Origin of the sequence: Agreia sp. VKM Ac-1783, from assembly GCF_900177765.1 — a bacterium.
Taxonomy (GTDB): Bacteria; Actinomycetota; Actinomycetes; order Actinomycetales; family Microbacteriaceae; genus Agreia.
The window spans coordinates 818,222-835,233 of sequence record NZ_FXWI01000002.1; the positions used below are offsets into that span (position 1 = coordinate 818,222).

The window sequence follows — 17,012 nt, forward strand, 5'->3', positions numbered from 1 at the left end:
GCGCACTCATGACATCGCCCTCGCTCTCGTGGCTCCCGGACCGGCATCTCGGCGTCGCCGCGACATTGGCACACGCGGATGAGTTAATCGAGCAGGTAGGCGAGCTGTCGCAGCAGTATCTGTCCCAACCAGAACTCATCAGCTTTACCAACGTGCCCGTCGGGCCGAACATCCGCACAACCGTAAAAGGTGTAGCTCCTGTCCCCCGCCGTCTCGCACTCGTAGTTGCTGATGCCCTCGTCACACTGCGCGCCGCGGTTGAGCACACACTGTACACCGAGGTCGAGTTCTTGAACGGCGAGGCGCTGACAGCCCGGGCAGCGCGGCTCATCGAGATGCCAGCCAGCACTTCTTACGGCGACTTCGCGGACTGGCTTAAGAAGCGAGTCAAGAACGGACCCGACACCCTGAAGTCCGGCTCCGAGCTAGTTCGCCGCATCGAGAGCCTGCAGCCGTTCCAGCGCACTGTCCGCCCGGAGTTGCACCCGATGGCGACGCTCGCAGCCCACACGAACAACGCCAAGCACCGAACTCCAGCAGTGACAGCTGCACGACTCATGGGGATGATCCGCGAGGGCGCGATCCCCCGGTCGATCTCGAATTTGCCAGGCAGGTCCGATGGGCCGATTCGGGTGGGGGAGGTCATTACTGAGCTGCCCCTCGGCGTGGTCGTTCCGGCCACGCTCTACCCGACCGTGTCGATCAACCGACCGGGAACCGATGAATGGCCGATCCTCATGAACGAGCTCAGCGAGATAGCGTCCTGGGTCAGGAACTACGCCGTTCCACGGCTCATCACAGGCGACGACAAAGTTCAGAACCAGCTTCCCGCCTGGTACGACATAGGGGGCGGACATGATGACGAGCGAGCAGCGATCTCCACGGGGCGTCACGATACAGCCAGCGAACGCAACAAGGTGCGCCTGGGCGCTATCACTGCTCGGGACAGCCTGGTCGAGATAGTGTTGCCGCTGGATGGCGCGCCGACGTTAAGTCACCTGACGGCGTGGCTCGAGCAGATGAGCGACGATGAAGTCATTCAGCGGGTGTCGACGTTCAAAGTCGGAGATTCGGCTGACATGAATCTGCTCCAGGCCAACTGGCACGCGGTAATGGAGATGCTACGGGAGGCGCGAGTATTTGCGGCCTCTCGTGGGAGTGACGGTCAATAGGCCTTGCCGTTCGTTCGTTGGGCACGCTCGTCTGCCAGAACTTCGCGGACACTAGCGCGCATCTCGCTGGGACAATTCGATCTCTTCCGGTGTCAGGGCCGAATCAAGCCAGATTTCTGACGGTATTACCCCTGAATGCTGTCCGGGCCGCTTCCAAGTTAGGTCGTTGCCGGTCCTGCCTAGAGCCACGCTTGCCCCCTGCAAAGCCAGGGTGAACGAGGACGGGATAGCTACGAATCCACATTGCACTAACTCGTGCGCTTTGCCTTGTGCTTCGAGATCTGCCGCTAGGCGCTCCGCAACTGGGCTTCGGAAACCAGCATCCCCGTGTAAGTCGGAGACAAGAACGTGTGGATGGCCACCCCTGTATAGATTCGCGATTTGCCCGACTGTCCTGTCCATTTCCAGCCGTGCCTCTGCCCGCGCCTGCGTCGCTGAACTCGGTTCGTCCCCGTCAGATACGGACATCCCGAAGCTTACGATCGCGTCTCGGTAGCGTTCACTCTCGCCGAGGTAAGCGTCACGTTGTTCGTTGAACCTCGAGTCCGTCTCGATGAGAAACGCATTTCGAATCACCTCAAAGGTTTGCCAGGCATCATCGAGCGCATCCGTCCCGATGCCGAGTGACTCTTGAAGGATGGGCGTCACGAAGTGGTAGAGATCCTCTGCACCTTCGACCGGGTGGGCGTCAACACTGCGGAAGACATTCAAAACAGTTTCGTCGCGACTTTGGTATGGATTTGGGCGTTGCAGAGCGAACAGCTGCTTGAGGAGCCCGTACCGCCTTGATGCCACGGCCGCGACACCCGCGGCAAGAAAAAGCACGGAGCCTGCAACGTGACGTAGCTCCAGCAAACTGGTTGCCCCGCCTCCCCGGGCAGTTATAGCGAGACGGCCCACATCATCCAGCCACCACCGATCGGTCACGTCTGTACCCCAATAGGCAAGGGTTGCAACCAAAGCAGTCGGCACCCTGCTGGCCTCTCGGACCCGGGCAAACATTGCCGGATAGCCGCCGTGCACTGCAGCGCTCCGGTGGTTCGGCAGATGGAAGTCGTCGAGGTTGTGGAGGCGTGTCATCTCTTGTCCGAGTCGGTCGTGGAGGCCGATTGCCACCTTGCCCCCCGCCAGTTCTCGCTTCGCGGTCTCGACGGCTACCGAGAGCGCGAGAGGGTGGCGCGTCTCTCGCATCGCCAGAGCCTCAACAGCATCCGCCAGTTCGCCGAAAGCTTGGTCAGCGGAAGAATGCAGAAAGGAACCTTTCTTCAGGGTCGCCAGCTGAGTCGCCTCGGCTTTCGGCTCTGACAGCTCGACCCAAGCCAATGACAAGCGTGACGGGTAATGCCGCGCGATTGCATCCCGGAGAGCCGGGTCGTAGACCGAGGACCATCCCGCCACAATTAGTCCGTAGTCCCCCAGGATTCGCTGGAGCAGATCCGTCATTTCCGGCGGATACGCCTTCAGCTCATCGACTGTGTTGAGCATGGAGGAGGGACTCAAATAGTCGCCGTGCAAGTGCACAATGCAGCAGTCGAGCATGTGCAAGGGCCCAAGGCCTGCGGCATCCGCGGGAGAAGCTACTACCGTCGGTTCAATTCCCTCGGCCTGGACTGCCTGTTCCATCAACCGGTCGAAGTTCAACGTGACGATAATCCTGATCGTCCCCGCCCGAACGAGCCGGGCAATAGCTTTGTGCGCTGGCGTTGGGCCTTTTCGCCCGTTGTCGCGGTCGTCGTCCGAGGGCTCGAAATAGGAACGGAGGAGCCGCTGTCGCTCGATCGGAGTCGGCGCGAGACGCTCGAGCAGTGTCTCGTACTGCGCCGGCTGCTCGTACTTCGACTCATACCATGTCACTGAATCCTCCGGACTCTCACCCACGAGCTGCGCCACCCGAGATGTGAGGTTCTCGATCACTCCCCACGCTGTGGGGATGCCGCTGGGTGCCGAAACGCCGGCCCCCAGCAGCAGACCGTACGCGCCGGGGCTCGAGTACAGAGAGAAAGCGAGCGGCAGCAGGGCGTCATCATCAATCACACTCGTCACCATGCCAGAAAATGGCAGGCCGAGACGTGTCCCGGCCGGCCCGCTTTCTTAATTTTCAGCTCCGTCAGTGGAAGACTCGTCAGCATGCTCACCGACGACGAACTACGCGTGATTCTGGAGATCGGTGGGGAGCGGCGTCACGTCGAGTTCAAAAGAGGCGGCAGTCTGAACGATAAGGGCTACGTCGCCAAGGTTGTCAAGGCATGTCTCTCCATAGCGAACAACCGAGGCGGCGGCCACGTTGTGCTTGGAATCGACGACACAGACCCCGTCGGTGGTCTGAACGGACTGACTCCTTCGCAACTGTCGGAGTGGACCGTCTTCGACAATGTCACCGCGAAGGTGAATGCCTACGCCGACCCGGCGCTGGAAATGACGATCGGCACGTTGTCGCATCCATCCGGTGGGCAGGTCATCGCGTTGCGCATTGAGGAGTTCGGCGCGTACCCGGTGGTGTGCAAAAAGGAGTTTGACGGTGTACTTGCCGTCGGGCAGCTCTACACGCGCTCGTCGGCTAAGCCGGAAAGCTCGGCTCGACAAACTCACGCCGAAATGCGGGAGTTGATCGAACTCGCTGTCGACAAGAATTTGGCGCAGTTCTTGCGACGCGCCCAGGGAGGCGGTTTGGAGTTCCGGGAGAACGGCAACACACTCGTCCCGAAGGGCTACACCGCGCAGGTTGACAAGGTGTTTCTCCGGCAGCGCGACCGAGTCCCTGAACCATACTTCCGCGTCATCATCAGCGGCGGGTCCTTCAGAGAGGATCGGTTCGACATCCCCACTTTGCGCGCCCGGGTCGATCGCAGCGAGGTGCGCCATGCGGGACGCGCCTTCCCTCATATGGCCTTTACTGGACAAGGCCAGGACTGGGTCTCCGGGTCGACGAATGAGGGCGCCTACCTGCCGGAAACCTGGACCACATTCCAGTCGGGCCTATTCGTCGGGTCTATGGGCATCATCCGCGCAGTGAAGGACCGCCGACTGATCCTGGCCGATGGACAGGCTGATCCGAATTTCATATCGGTCGAGGAGGTCGTGGCGGACTTTACTATGTGGCTTGAGTTTGCGGCGCGATATATGGAGGCGGAGAAGGACGCCCGTTCACCCGAGACCCTGAACTCCCCCGGCCCCGAGTATGTTGTGTCAATTGAGGCGCACGGCATCAAGGACTGGGCGTTGGCAGCCGGTCAGTCGCAGGGGCACGCAGGCGGCTTCTGGGTCCCTTACACCTACAGCGACAACGTACTCAGGCTGCCGGACATAGTCATGTGGCCGGGTACCTCAATCGAGGAGAGCCGTGCTGCTGCCTTGTCGGCCGCTTCGAAGTTCTTCCAGTATTTCGGTTGGCGCGGGGCCACTCCCGAGCTACTGGCGCCGACACAGAAAGCGATTCTCGAGTAAGAAAATGGCTCTCCATTCCATCGCGTCTGGGCTCAAGACCGCGGCGCCCGGCACGTCGGCCATCTGAGCGAGCTCCGCCGAAACGACCCTCGAGTAGTCGAAGAACGCAGCGGGCGCGGGGGCATTTTTGCCTATCAGCGACACATCGAATGCAACGACCCTTCCGGTGAGGCCTCAGGCAATCATGGTCAATCCCAGCTGCTCTTGAATGGCCAGGGCACTTTGATCGAGTCGATCACTTCCCCGGTTGACAGTCGGACGCGGGACCGCAGATTGAGGACCTTAGACCCGTTCTCGGTCGCAGTTTCGACGACGTACCGCACCGTTTCCATCTTGGTGAGCCACCGGACTGCGGCTCCGTCTTGAAGGCGATATGGGAGCAACGGGTTAGACGATCCGAAATCATTTCGTCCTAATAAAGTGAATGATGCTTCACTTTCTGATCCGTCATTTGCCTGTAACCCGAAATACAGATCTACGGCCTCGATGCCGACAGGCTGAGAGCCGATATTGCGGATGTTACTCACCATCACATGGGTCATATTAGCCATATGAGGGTTGTGCCGGAGTACAACGTCGAATGAGTCAGGAGGGACCGTAGCAATGTCGGTGGAGCTGACGACGAAGCCGGCAAGGAGGTCGAGCTCCACTGTTCGCTTTAGGGTAAGCGAGCCAGCAATCCGCTCGAGTAGCGCCTCGAAGTTGGCCGCTGTCACATCTTGCCTGAGTGCTTCGATTCCCTCGGTCGCCTCGTTGAGCACCTTCCAGCTCCTCAAGACTTCGACCGGGTATTTTTCAGGGGAAATCCGGTCGACGAGTTTGTGATGAACGGTGCAAAGTAGGATGAGATTGGCGAATGCCGAACGCTCGGCATCGTCCATGGACGGATCGAACCGAGCCGAGTTCTTGTTCGCGCCACGAATATGGGCTATCTCCACTTCGACCACAGGATGCCCCTCAATGGTGCGAATGATTGGAGTGGTGCAGTCGGGAAAATAGCAGGTTCCGGAAGACAGACGAAATAAGGCCTTCTCTGTCCCAGAGCTGTAGTCCCGAGGTCCGCCTGCCATACATCACCCTCTCTTGGAGCATAGCCATAAGCTACGCAAATGAATTGCCTGCCCGACGCTATTGTCGTTGTTGCTTGCGGAGAATGCCTTCTAGGACAACGTCCTCAGGCACCTTCGTAAATTCAGTCGAACGTCGACCGTAGAGTTGTACCGCAGCGTTGACGACGTCGATCGCGATAACGATGCTGCCGACCAAGGACCTGGCGCCCGTCGTAAAGTGAACGTTGACGACCCCCGTTTCTTCGTCGTACTCGAGCTCCTCTTTGTCCAGAATCGTCATCATTGCGTACTGTCTGGCGTGAGTGATGCCGCTGAAGAGCTGCCACATGCCAAGCACAGCTGAGGGCGGACGGTTATCTCGCACAGGTACGGACGCGCTGGCGAGCAAAATTTTTTGCGTGATGCTTGGATCCGGTCCGCTTCGAGCCCCGTTCTTGCCCGCAATCTCTTCCCACGATCCTGCGTCCGGGTACCCCGCCAGGGCGCGCCGGATAAGATCTTTATCCGCTTCCGCATCCACATCTGGCTCACCCAAGTTCTTTTGCGAGTTCACTCGGTCTTTTATCTCTGCGAATTGACCTCGGAGAACGCGCAGGATTCGCTCACTGCGAGACTCGCTTTGCAGCACGTAGATGGCCACGGAAGATGTTTCGATGACTGATCGAAGCAACGTGAAGAGCGAGACCCACGGCATGGTTCCCGCTCGTACGACGATGGCTACCGTATTGAGGTGGTCAATCGCCGACAAGATGGCTGCGCTTGAAGCAGCGGTGACACTGAGTGGATGGATTGCTGCATTGTCTAACGCAAGGGACGATCCCGCTTCGGTTTCGAAATATCCACGATCTGACAAGCTCGCGAGTTCGTCTATTCTTTTGCACAGTTCGACGAGGAGCCCCTCAGCTTCACGCTTTTCATCAGGGCTTTCCATTCTCGTTGCTGTATCGCCTACGGGATGGGGAACGCGTTGGCGTTCGGGAATCCGCGGTAAGGAGTTCCGAAGGGAAGAGTCGGGGGTGTCCGCGGGCATGGGGACACAGTAGTAACAAAAAGGCCGACGCTGCGCACGCCGGACGAAACTTCCCGATGGCATACCCACCGAATCGACTATCTGGCTACCTTCAATGTTGCGCTCCCTTCAACATAACCGGGGGTCATATGACAACTCGACTCCCCTCCTGTCGCTCCCGCTCACCGCGCCCGGGTCCAAGCACCCTTACGTCGCTAGAGAGCACCGGAGTCACCGCGGTGAACACGTGTCTTCTGCGAGAGCGAGCCCAGCGCACGGGTCTCCTTCAGCAGTCCCGATAGCGAGTGACACTCGACGTTAGTAACTCTCACCGGTACGGCACGGTCATCTCGGTTCGGCGACGACAGGCAGTTCCCGCATCCTCGTATGTGGACGGTTGCTTTGACTCCTGGCCCGATAGGACATGAACACGCTTCATCTGTCACACAATCTGGGTCCCCATGTCACACCTGCGGGCTACAGTGTCCATATGGAGAACTTCGACGTCGTGCAGGCGTTAGCACGTACAGCCTTGACAGGAAGCGCCGAGGCTATCGCTAAGCAGATCTCACGTCTCGCGGAACGCTTGGCTGAGTCGGGCGACAGCCGCGAGGCGAAGTCATTGCGCAGCCTCCTGTCCCGGAGCGAAAAGAGACAAGCCATCGAGCCGATCGACTTTATTCGTGCTTCGGTAGGCGAAGCGGCATCCATTCAAAAGTTGGGGACACGAACGCCCCTCCCGGTGGATCGGGATACCGGTGCGCCCCTGTGTGAAGTGGTATTCCCGGCGAATCAAATGCGCGGGCCTGTCCTCAGCGACACGGCGACGACCGCGTATGAATCGCTGCTGGACGAATGGCGCCATCAGGAACGGCTCTACGACGCGGGGCTTCCTATCAGCCGCTCACTTCTCATCTACGGACCGCCCGGGACCGGAAAAACGTCCCTAGCGATGAAGATCGCGGCCCAACTTGGTCGACCGGCCGTCATCGCTCGGCTCGACGGTCTTATATCGTCGCTCCTCGGCACCACGGCGCGTAACTTAGGTGCGCTTTTTGACTTCTGCAACTCCTACGACACCGTCCTGATCCTCGACGAGTTCGACGCCGTCGCGAAGATCCGAGACGATTCCAACGAGGTCGGAGAGATCAAACGCGTCGTCAATGCGCTGCTACAGAATCTCGACAAGCGCACGCCGTTCGGTTTGACGATCGCGATCACAAACCACGAACAACTGCTCGACACAGCGATCTGGCGCCGTTTCGAACACCAGATCTTCCTCGGACTTCCGTCTCTTCCGGACCGCACGCTCATTGCTGAAAGCCAGCTAGTTCACCTTCCGGACCCGAGGCCCCTTGCAAAGGCGATCGGATGGGCGACCGAAGGACACTCCGGCGCCGACGTGAAGACGCTGAGCCTGTCCAGCATCAAGACCTGGGTGCTGACAGATAGGTCCGACGTGAGCCAGATGGATGCGTTGCGCCGGGCGCTGAACGCGACTGGGCTGCGACTCGGAGACGGCCTGAAAGCGCAGTTACAGCTACCCGATGCTGTACTGGCGTCGGTGCTGAACGAAGGGCCGCTCCATCTGGGGCCGAACGAATTAGGAGTTATTTTCGACCGCGACCGGCGAACAGTTGCTCGCTGGCTTCAAAGCACGACGTCGTAGCGCGACAGCTGGGGGAAACAGAACATGGCTGGTGGTCCACTTCAGATCGTTCTTGACCCAGAACGGTTCCGCGACACAAAGATGACACCTCAGGGTGGGGGCGCCGGCAAGGACTTTTTCAAAGGATTCGATGACGCCTTCGTCGAGCATCGAGACGACATTGCGTCCGCGTTGGAACGAATTCTCGAGCGACACCCTGACAGTGATCTCATCAATATCGTTGTTCAGATGCGTCCCGACGCTCTCGCCAAATCGCACCGTCCATTCGCGAAGCTCTTTGCGTCAAGACGGGCGAGCCATGTCGGCACCATTCGTTATGGGGAGTTGGTGTTCGCGACGTCTTCCGCAAAGCTGGGCGCCATTATTGATCTCATCCGCTCTGCCGAAGAAGCCGTTGCCATCAAAACCGACGCACGAGGAGTCGAGCGGTATTCACCTACTCTGCAGCGATCCGAGACCAGTGCCATCGACTCGGTGCGAGAGTGGCGCGCAAACACAGAACGCGGATTCACCCTGGACGAAGCAGAAGAATGGGTCGGAGTCCAAGCCGATACGAAGCTTGAAATCGACACATTTGATGTTCCAGAAAATGAACCAATGCGTCGAGAAGCCCTCGCGCAGTTCGGTGCCCTCGACGCGGTCGTGAGTAGTCACGAAGCAATCGATCGAACCAACCTCCCGAAAATGCTATTCACACCGCGATCCTCGACGACCTCCGTCGATGGCGTGGCAATACGACGGCTTATCCAGAACCGACGGGATGACCTTCCTGATGCTTTGCCGGTTGCGCCAGATGTTCGCCTTGCTATTGGCGAGGTGGAACAGTTGGCAGTCGTCCAGCGCGTACGACTGCAGGAGAAGATTCCTGATCCCGAAGTTTCGCCAGGCGTTGATCCTGATAATTTAGGCGCGCCGGTAGAGCTCAGGACCCCCGACATCGCCCAAGGAGTGGTTGGAGTAATCGACGGCGGCGTCTTCGGACCCATGGCATCCTCTGTCGTGGAAGCCACCGACTTGCTAGCGGAGGAACATCGCAGCATCAACGGCGCCAACCATGCCTCCCAAATCGCGTCCATCATCGCCATGGGTAGCTCCTTCAACAGCGGTCTGCTCCCGGCAGCGGAAGACTGCCGGATTTACGACCTGGGCATATTCCCTGCCGCGAACTTCACAGGTGTCTACTACCCCTCGCTGGAGGACTTCTTCGCTGAATTGCGGGAAGGCTGCCAGAGGGCTCGAGACGCATTCGGAGTCCGCATATTCAACCTTTCCTCCATCCTGCGACGGCCACCCGGAGCCACGTCCTACAGCATTGCAGCGCGTCGCCTTGATGAGATCGCCCTCGAGCTGGACATCATCTTCGTCGTTTCGGTCGGAAATCTCTCGCGGATCGACCAGCGACTGGAGTGGCCAGCGAACCCGACAGACGCCATCGCCATGCTGGCCCAGGGAGGAGCCCCAGATGGCGTCGGCTCGCCCAGCGAAAGCTTGGCCAATCTCGGGATCGGGGCCATCAATCCGCCGGGGCTTGCTTTCGAAATCGAAGGAGCTCCAACGCGCTACACTCGCCGCGGCGGACGGATTCCCTCGGCGCTGAAGCCGGATCTCGCGGCCTACGGCGGCGCCGCACCTGATTCGATGCGTGCGGATACTGGTCTCCGCGCTATGGATGCGTTCGGGAACATGAACAACGTGAGAGGCACCAGCTACTCAGCGCCGATCGTGTCCCGGTACCTCGCTACGCTCGATCAGAGCACTGCCGGCTCGCTGTCCCGAGAGGCACTGATCGCACTGACCATCCATCACGCTGAGTCGCCGGCACTGCTCAACAGCAAACCGCTCAAGAACATCGGCCAGTCCTTCATCGGCCACGGCGTCCCGCAAACTGTGGAGGAAACCCTCGACGGCGATACACATCGAATGACGGTGCTTCTGAACGACCGGGTGCTACCCGGGCGCGGAATCGAGTTCCCGTTCACCTGGCCACGGTCTCTAGCAGACAGCGAAGGCAGCTGCCACGGCCTACTGCGGTTGACGATCGTCGCCCGGCCGACTCTGAACTATGTCCACGGTGACGAGATGGTCCGAATCAACCTCGACGCCGCAGTCAAACAGGCCGACGAAAACGGACGGTTCGCGCGCAAGACGCAGCCGACGCATCAGTTCTTCTCCGGCTTCACCTACGCCAATGAGAGAACCCTCGCCACGGAACTAGGAAAGTGGTACCCGATCAAATCCTATGAAGCAGCGATGCCCCGAGGCGTAGGACGTTCCACCGACTGGACCCTCGAAGTCGACTATCTCAGCCGAGCCGGAGAACGACCCCCTGAGGCCGGCGTCGAATTTGCCGTCATCATGACAATCGAAGACCCGGCCGGCGAAGCACCCGTTTTCGACGAAATGCGAGCATCACTGAGCACAATCGGGGTTCGCCTCAGCGACCTCCGGACTCGCGTCAACGTCAGCGCCGCCGTCTAGGGATCTTGGCGGACAGGAATCGACGTGGGTCTTGTGCGGACCTACTCCCCCACAATATTGCGCTCGGCTACTGTTCTTGCAATATTCGGCCGGTCTATGCGCAGAAAGATTGGTTCCGGGAGCCTCATGCTACTCCGCAGTTACAAGACCGATGTTCTGCCCTGTGGGCGCCGTGAGATTATGTCCGTCCTGAAGTCACATGACGATCTGCCACAGGTCCAACAGTGCTCCGCCGCTCGCCCGTCGGGCTTCCACGTGCCAACCGGCCTTATTCCATGCGTCGGAAAGGATTGTCGGTAGAAGGTTTCCGCCGGCGATGGCCGCGTTCGACCGCGCTCGAGCCGCGGAAGCTCCGCACCCAGAGGTTCAAGCTCAGCTGCAATTTTGTTGAGCCGAGCAATGCATTTGCCGAGGACGGGACCGGGTGCCGCTTGTTGCGCTGCAGCTGTTTCCAATATCAGGAAGGCTGCGAGTCGTCCGGTGGCAGAACCTTGCCATCGTGTTGGAGAACGCCCGATCGTTCGTCGACCGACGTCCCAATAGGGGTGCGATCACCACTGGAGTTACCTTGCATTTCCGCACCTTGGGGCACCCCTGATCTCGGAGTTCCCGCCCAAACATAAGGGACATCATCGGAGACCTTGCATTGCTTCTGGGGGTGAGGTTACGCCCGACCTCTCCTCGTGTTCTAGGGGAACACCCTCGAGCGATCCCTAATTGAGGTGTCCGCTTGTCTAGTGACTCGCGCCACGGCTCGCGATCGAGAACCCCCAGATTTATCACTAGCCGGGCGCCTCGGCGGGCTTCTCCAGACTGTATCCGCCACCGGAGAGTCGGTTGACGAGAGTGACTAGGTCGAAGACAAGATCGAGGACCGGTGGATGGGTATGATCCGAACTGTCTTCGTGTTCGAGCTTGGCGAGCAGGACAGGCATGAGTGCCTCGGCGAGTTCGACTTTGCTGACTTGCTGCTGAATGCGGTCGAAGACCACCTTGATATCGAGCTCACGTTCCCGGGCGTACTCAATGTCGGTGCGCAGTCGAGCCACCCAGTTCGTCTCGGAACGTTCGGTCTTGGAGTTCGCTCGAAGCACCTGCGTGATCGCTGTCTCTAGTTCTTCGTCGGTGAAGTTCGCAAGCTCGTACTTTTGGTCACCCCAGGTATGCAGCTGTACGAGGATTTCGAGTTCATGATCGGTGACGGCACCGCCTTGCGCAGCGACTTCCTGACGGACGATCTCGCGTAACTCGTGGAGGTGTCGGTCTCGTGCTGCTGGGGTGCCCCAGATCGGTCCTTCTGCATCCATTGCCACCACCAGTGCCGTGGGGCCAGCCTCAATCAGTTGCCTGTTGCCCCGTATCCGCCCCAACCTCGGCGCGACGTAGCGGGCCAGCTGATTGGGCCTGTCGCTCGATGTGCGCTGGTTGATGACGCGCACTTGCTGCGGTTTGCTAATCCCTAGGGCATCGAGCAGCGCCGGTATGTGAACCATCTCGGTCTGTCCTTCGAGCACGAGCACGACCGATGGTTCAGGTGACAGTCCCACCCGGGCCAGGCTCCGGTGGATGCCGTCACTGTCATGATGCAGGCCGATCCGTTCCTGTAAGGGATGCCACATGTGCGGGTCACCCGTCTCAGGGAGCGAGTCAAGGGTGCCCAGCGAGGCGAGTTCATCGTGTGCGCGTAGGAACACTTCCGCGGCGATTCGTTGCCAGACCGCTTCGAGCGCGCCGCCGCGTAGACGAAACCAGCCGCTCGCATCGGAATGCCTTGCGAGATCCCACCACTCTCGCATGGGGTCATGCGCGTGGGCGCGGGAGAGCAGGAACTCCGCTGTCGGCCGAAGGCGGTCAGCTGGAAAAGAAGCTGCGCTGAGTCGTGCCGTGGCGTCGACATCGTGGCGGGCTGTGAGGAGCGTCTCGCGTTCGGCACCATCCCGGTACGTAACCCGACCAATGATGGATGGGAAGAACCTCGCCGACAACGCAGCTAAGGCCAGGTACTCATGCCGCTGCCGCGCTGCGAACGCACGAGACCCCTTGTCCTCATTAGGAACTCTGCGTAGGTTCTCGCGCTGCTGGAGAGCATCGCGGAGCCCCAGGAGCTGCCAATGACTGTAAAAGAACCCGTCCCACCAGTTGTCCCCCACACCATTCGGGCGACAGTGCGGCCAGGGCGAGGCGTCTTCGCCTTGTGGATCGCGAATCAGACCCTCACGCGCGTATCGAGCGATCTTGCTGTGGTCGTCTTCATGGGGCGCCGGCAGGGCCTCGGGTTTCTGATCATCATCTGCTCGATAGAGCGGGACGAGTAGCCCGAGCTGGTGAAGCGTCTCCAGGTCATCGATGGAGACGCGCTGATCCCACTTGCTCCTTGCCTCATCTCGAAACTGTTGAGAAGACAAGAGTTGAACTTGAGAAAAGACGAAGGGGACATCGAGTAAGGGCAGGGTGGATCGCGTCGCCTCAGCGTCAATCGACATCTCGTCGCCTCACCTCTGTTTTCAGCTTTTTGTTCAACCGCATCGATTTAGAAATCCTGGCGAGGAACGCCGGTGCGCTGGCGCGCGAAGTCGATCATCTGGGTCACAGCGTCGAGCACCTCAGCGACCTCGGTGGCCGTCATGTTCAGTGGGCCATCTGCGTAGCGGGCTGCTGCCCGCTGGCCGTGCAGTTCCTGGAGTATGTAGTTGTGCATAGCTGGGACGTTCGCCATGTCGGCGGCGTTCTTCAGCCACTTCGCGCGGACTCGATGGAAGGTGGTTGTCTGAGACTCGCCGAGCATCTGCGCCTGGACGGTGAGCTCGGCCGCGGAGTACAGGTTGTCGACAGCGGGACGAAGGGCCCCCACGTAGGAAGCCCGGGCTGTCGTGAGGTAGTCGTCGGCGAGATCGAGTAGCTCACCGACGCGGCTCTTGTTGTAGCGGAAGTCGAAAGCCAGGTACGGAGCCCCTGCGAACACGACGTAGACGATCCAACCGCTGTCGGTCCCGACCCCGGTCGGTTGGAACGTTTCGAGGCTTTCAATGTTCTCCTCGGTCAGCGGTGTGCCTGGCGCGATCCCTGCAGAGGGGGTCGCCCTTGCGGCGATCTTGGCTTCATCATTGAGCGTCGTCTTGAAGCCACCACCAGGAAAGAGCTCCACTACGCCGGCCCACACGGAGCTCCGGTCGGGGGCCAGTCCACGTCGGGCGAGCTCTGGCTCGATCCACGTCACGAAAACGTTCTCAAGCACGTTGACACCGAACTCCCGCTCGGGGTCGGGCGCGTCTTGCTCAGCCACTCTGACGTGCTCCATTCTGAGCATCGCTGATTGCCCTATTCGTATGGGTTATTCGGTCTTCGTCTGTGGGCGCCGCTTCCGCCCGATACTGTTTCAGTAGGGCATGTAGACCAGCTGCAGCGCTTGCCCCCAGGCCTGCACCGCGTCCGAGAAGGCTAACTCGTCGTAGTCGAACAGACCGTAAGCTACTTGATTGCGCAGATTTGGTCTGACCTTCTCACAGTAGAGCGCCAGAATCTCGAACACGAGGTCCGGCCGAAGATCCCGGCCGCCTCAGGACGCACTCTAGCGATCAAATGCGTCTATTAAACCCAAAAGCGGCTGGAGAACCAGCCGCCGCCAACGTAGACCCTCCCCCGAGTTGTGGAAGGAATGGGAATTGCGTGCGCACACAGGAGTTCGAATCCGACATACGCATCTGCATCGCAGATGCGGATATCGTCCCACAGTCCTGGATTCAGGACAAGAGCACTGGAACGCTACGCCCTTTTGCTTCTTCGTGGCGCGTGGCGCTGGGCGTTAACTAATCGTCTTCCGTCGCCGCCGTCGACACGTTCGAATAGCTCGTTGAACCAATTAACCGCGGTGGCTCGTGCGGCCGATTCTTGTATTTGCGCGCCGGCAAGGTAGCGCTTCCCCTGGTAAACGGTGCCAAACCGCCGGCCAGGACCCGTCTGCTGAAGCGCAACTAGTTGCGGACCACCCCCTGAGCGGGGATCCTTTCCTTCGGCGAGTGCTTCCGCGAATGCGCTGTAGATAGCTCGACTCGTTCCACCTTGACTGCTGTCCTCCCACAAATGCCAGGCTTTCCGGACTTCTGTGGATCCACTTCCCGCGAGGTGGAGTTGAGATGATGATTCGGGCATATCGGCTTCCCTTATGTCCCACGTCTCGGTACTCGCTTCGAACGTCATAATTCCCAGTTCAAAGACCGCTTCCATGCCACGTCCTCGTCGGGTCGCCATCACGATCCCGAAGTCTCTTTTCTCCGGTTTTGGGTAGTCAGTCCAGAGGCTTTGAATGGCGCCGCCGATCGCGCTGAAGCCCGAACTTGTGGGACTAATGGCGCTGGCCGCCAGCTGGTCCAAAACCGTCGGCAGCGCAATCGAGGGAAACAGAACGTCGCCCCAGTATCCAAAAATGTGAGGCGTCTCGGTTGCGGCGAAGGTTTTGCGTCCTTGGTCCCAAAGGTGAGAGCTACCCCAGGAGATGCGACTGTCGCTGGCAATGTAGATGGAGGAGACCCGGCGTTGATCGACTGCAGCCCAAGCAATGAGAGTCGTCACGCAGAACACACTCCTCGGGCTAAGGCCCGCGTGCTCCAGAGACGCTGGCGGGGACATGTCGTATTGCTTCCATAGTGGTGCCCCTAAGAGAGGAGCGCCACCCGCGACCTTGGTCACGTCTCAAATAACTACAGCTTTTCGAGCCACCGCCCGCTCCCCCAGTGTCGACTCGTATCGCCCGGAGATTCAGCATGAGGGCTGTCTCGAAAAGTCGTCTCATCGGAGGGAACTGTCTCACAGCGGTGAATTCACGGTTTGTGAGACACGAACGATGCCATCGTGGTCGAGCCAGTTTCGGCGATGCTTATGCACCGTCTCCAGTTGGATACGACTGAGCTAAACACTGTCGATATCCGTTGCGAGCGCCGTTGATAACGACAGATTGTGGGCAAAACCGCCCCGCGACCTTTCCAATGATTGGCAACTTCCGCGCCAATAAGGGGGTGCAGCGAGGTCGAAGTGGTACCCCCACAGGGACTCGAACTCGATACATCGCCGCGCCTCTGCCTGACTTTTGCGGAAGTTCAGCCAATGTCTACGGATATTGATCACGCGAGATAACGGCCGACTACGTCGGTTCTCGCGAAAGTGTGGGCAAAATGTGGGCAGGAAAGTTTGCAATACTCGAGCAACGGCGATGCGTATCTTCACGGTTGTTCGCATCCTGTACAGCAACTGCCGCATCAAATTCGAACCGGATCACGTCTTGAATTTTCGCCTGCGCATGTGCAATATCTCGTGAAGGCGAAAATTTGGTATTCCAGTGCGGCCGGACGACATCGCCTGGACAAAGGTGGTCCCAAATGACACATAGCGAGCAACTCGCAGTCTTCAGGACCCCCCCGAGCCGGAGAAGCCCGACCTGATGTACGCACTCAGCATGATCTTCCTGTTCGTGGCCTGCTACGCGTTCATCGGATGGATCGCCGAAGTACTCTACGTGCTCGTGCGCGAGCGTTCTCTCCAGAATCGGGGATTCCTGACAGGTCCGTTCGTGCCGATCTACGGCTTCGGAGCAATCGCGATGATCCTGTTGGTCGTGCCGAACTTCCACAACATCTTCGTCATCTTCATTGCGTGCGTGATTATCACCAGCACCCTCGAGTTCACGACACATCTGGTGCTCGACAAGGCCTTCCACATCACGCTCTGGGACTACAGCGATCGACGGCTCAACCTGCAGGGACGAATCTGTCTCGAGAATTCCCTCCTGTTCGGGATACTCGGCCTGCTTCTCATCTACGTGCTGCATCCCGCTTTCGTTGCCCTCCTCGTTGCGATTCCGCACGACGTGTCGATCGCATTCGCATGGACGCTCGTCGGCATTCTCATCGTCGACATGGCGAACTCGGTCCGGTCGCTGGCCAAGCTGCGTCCGGTGCTCAAAGAATTCTCCGGAACCCTCGCTCAGACCCACGACCGCATCGAGCACGGCGTGATTCAGTTGGAAGACTCGATCGGCCGCAGCCGCTCCGTCGGGAGCCATGCCGACCTCGCCACCCACGCTGACCTCGCCACCCTCGGACGACTCGCAAAGGCATTTCCACGCGCTCGTTCCAGCAAGGCTGGTGCCGAGCAGAATCCCACACCGGCGGCCTGAG

Annotated in this window: 12 protein-coding genes; 5 read left to right on the plus strand and 7 right to left on the minus strand. The window is 59.6% G+C overall.

Annotation, left to right across the window (positions count from 1 at the left end; all coding sequences use genetic code 11):
* Nucleotides 1-8: 8 nt before the first annotated feature.
* A complete protein-coding gene (locus CCK87_RS08905) occupies nt 9-1,172 on the plus strand; it encodes a hypothetical protein (protein WP_086461023.1) in 1,164 nt (387 codons plus the stop codon).
* 51 nt (nt 1,173-1,223) lie between these two features.
* Here CCK87_RS08905 and CCK87_RS08910 read toward each other — a convergent pair whose 3' ends face one another.
* Nucleotides 1,224-3,218, minus strand: coding sequence for an SIR2 family protein (locus CCK87_RS08910; protein WP_086461024.1), 1,995 nt, complete (start codon nt 3,216-3,218; stop codon nt 1,224-1,226).
* Nucleotides 3,219-3,299: 81 nt separating this feature from the next.
* On the opposite strand from CCK87_RS08910, the gene CCK87_RS08915 reads away from it, so the two are divergent.
* Nucleotides 3,300-4,616: an ATP-binding protein gene (locus CCK87_RS08915; protein WP_086461025.1), complete on the plus strand. Its 1,317-nt coding sequence runs from the start codon at nt 3,300-3,302 to the stop codon at nt 4,614-4,616.
* 188 nt (nt 4,617-4,804) lie between these two features.
* On the opposite strand, the gene CCK87_RS08920 is transcribed toward CCK87_RS08915, so the two are convergent.
* The gene (locus CCK87_RS08920; protein WP_086461026.1) at nt 4,805-5,563 is read right to left on the minus strand and encodes a hypothetical protein; all 759 of its coding nucleotides are present in this window, start codon (nt 5,561-5,563) and stop codon (nt 4,805-4,807) included.
* Nucleotides 5,564-5,744: 181 nt separating this feature from the next.
* Entirely contained in the window at nt 5,745-6,617 is an 873-nt protein-coding gene (locus CCK87_RS08925) for a hypothetical protein (protein WP_140162792.1), read from the minus strand.
* Between the two features lie 568 nt (nt 6,618-7,185).
* Here CCK87_RS08925 and CCK87_RS08930 point away from each other — a divergent pair.
* Both CCK87_RS08930 and CCK87_RS08935 read left to right on the plus strand, forming a co-directional pair.
* A complete protein-coding gene (locus tag CCK87_RS08930) occupies nt 7,186-8,364 on the plus strand; it encodes an ATP-binding protein (protein ID WP_170927206.1) in 1,179 nt (392 codons plus the stop codon).
* A gap of 24 nt (nt 8,365-8,388) precedes the next feature.
* Nucleotides 8,389-10,842 (plus strand): S8 family serine peptidase, encoded by a 2,454-nt coding sequence (locus CCK87_RS08935; RefSeq protein ID WP_086461029.1) that lies wholly within the window; start codon nt 8,389-8,391, stop codon nt 10,840-10,842.
* 782 nt (nt 10,843-11,624) lie between these two features.
* Here the strand turns inward: CCK87_RS08935 and CCK87_RS08940 are convergent.
* From CCK87_RS08940 to CCK87_RS17980, 4 genes are all read right to left on the minus strand, one after another.
* On the minus strand, nt 11,625-13,325 hold the full coding sequence (locus tag CCK87_RS08940; protein WP_086461030.1) for a hypothetical protein: 1,701 nt from the start codon (nt 13,323-13,325) through the stop codon (nt 11,625-11,627).
* Nucleotides 13,326-13,372: 47 nt separating this feature from the next.
* On the minus strand, nt 13,373-14,149 hold the full coding sequence (locus tag CCK87_RS08945) for a hypothetical protein (RefSeq protein WP_140162793.1): 777 nt from the start codon (nt 14,147-14,149) through the stop codon (nt 13,373-13,375).
* Between the two features lie 69 nt (nt 14,150-14,218).
* A complete protein-coding gene (locus CCK87_RS18240) occupies nt 14,219-14,371 on the minus strand; it encodes a hypothetical protein (protein ID WP_170927207.1) in 153 nt (50 codons plus the stop codon).
* A gap of 233 nt (nt 14,372-14,604) precedes the next feature.
* On the minus strand, nt 14,605-15,411 hold the full coding sequence (locus tag CCK87_RS17980) for a hypothetical protein (protein WP_140162794.1): 807 nt from the start codon (nt 15,409-15,411) through the stop codon (nt 14,605-14,607).
* An 865-nt stretch (nt 15,412-16,276) separates the two neighbouring features.
* Here CCK87_RS17980 and CCK87_RS08950 point away from each other — a divergent pair.
* A complete protein-coding gene (locus tag CCK87_RS08950; protein ID WP_086461032.1) occupies nt 16,277-17,011 on the plus strand; it encodes a putative ABC transporter permease in 735 nt (244 codons plus the stop codon).
* Nucleotide 17,012 lies beyond the last annotated feature (1 nt).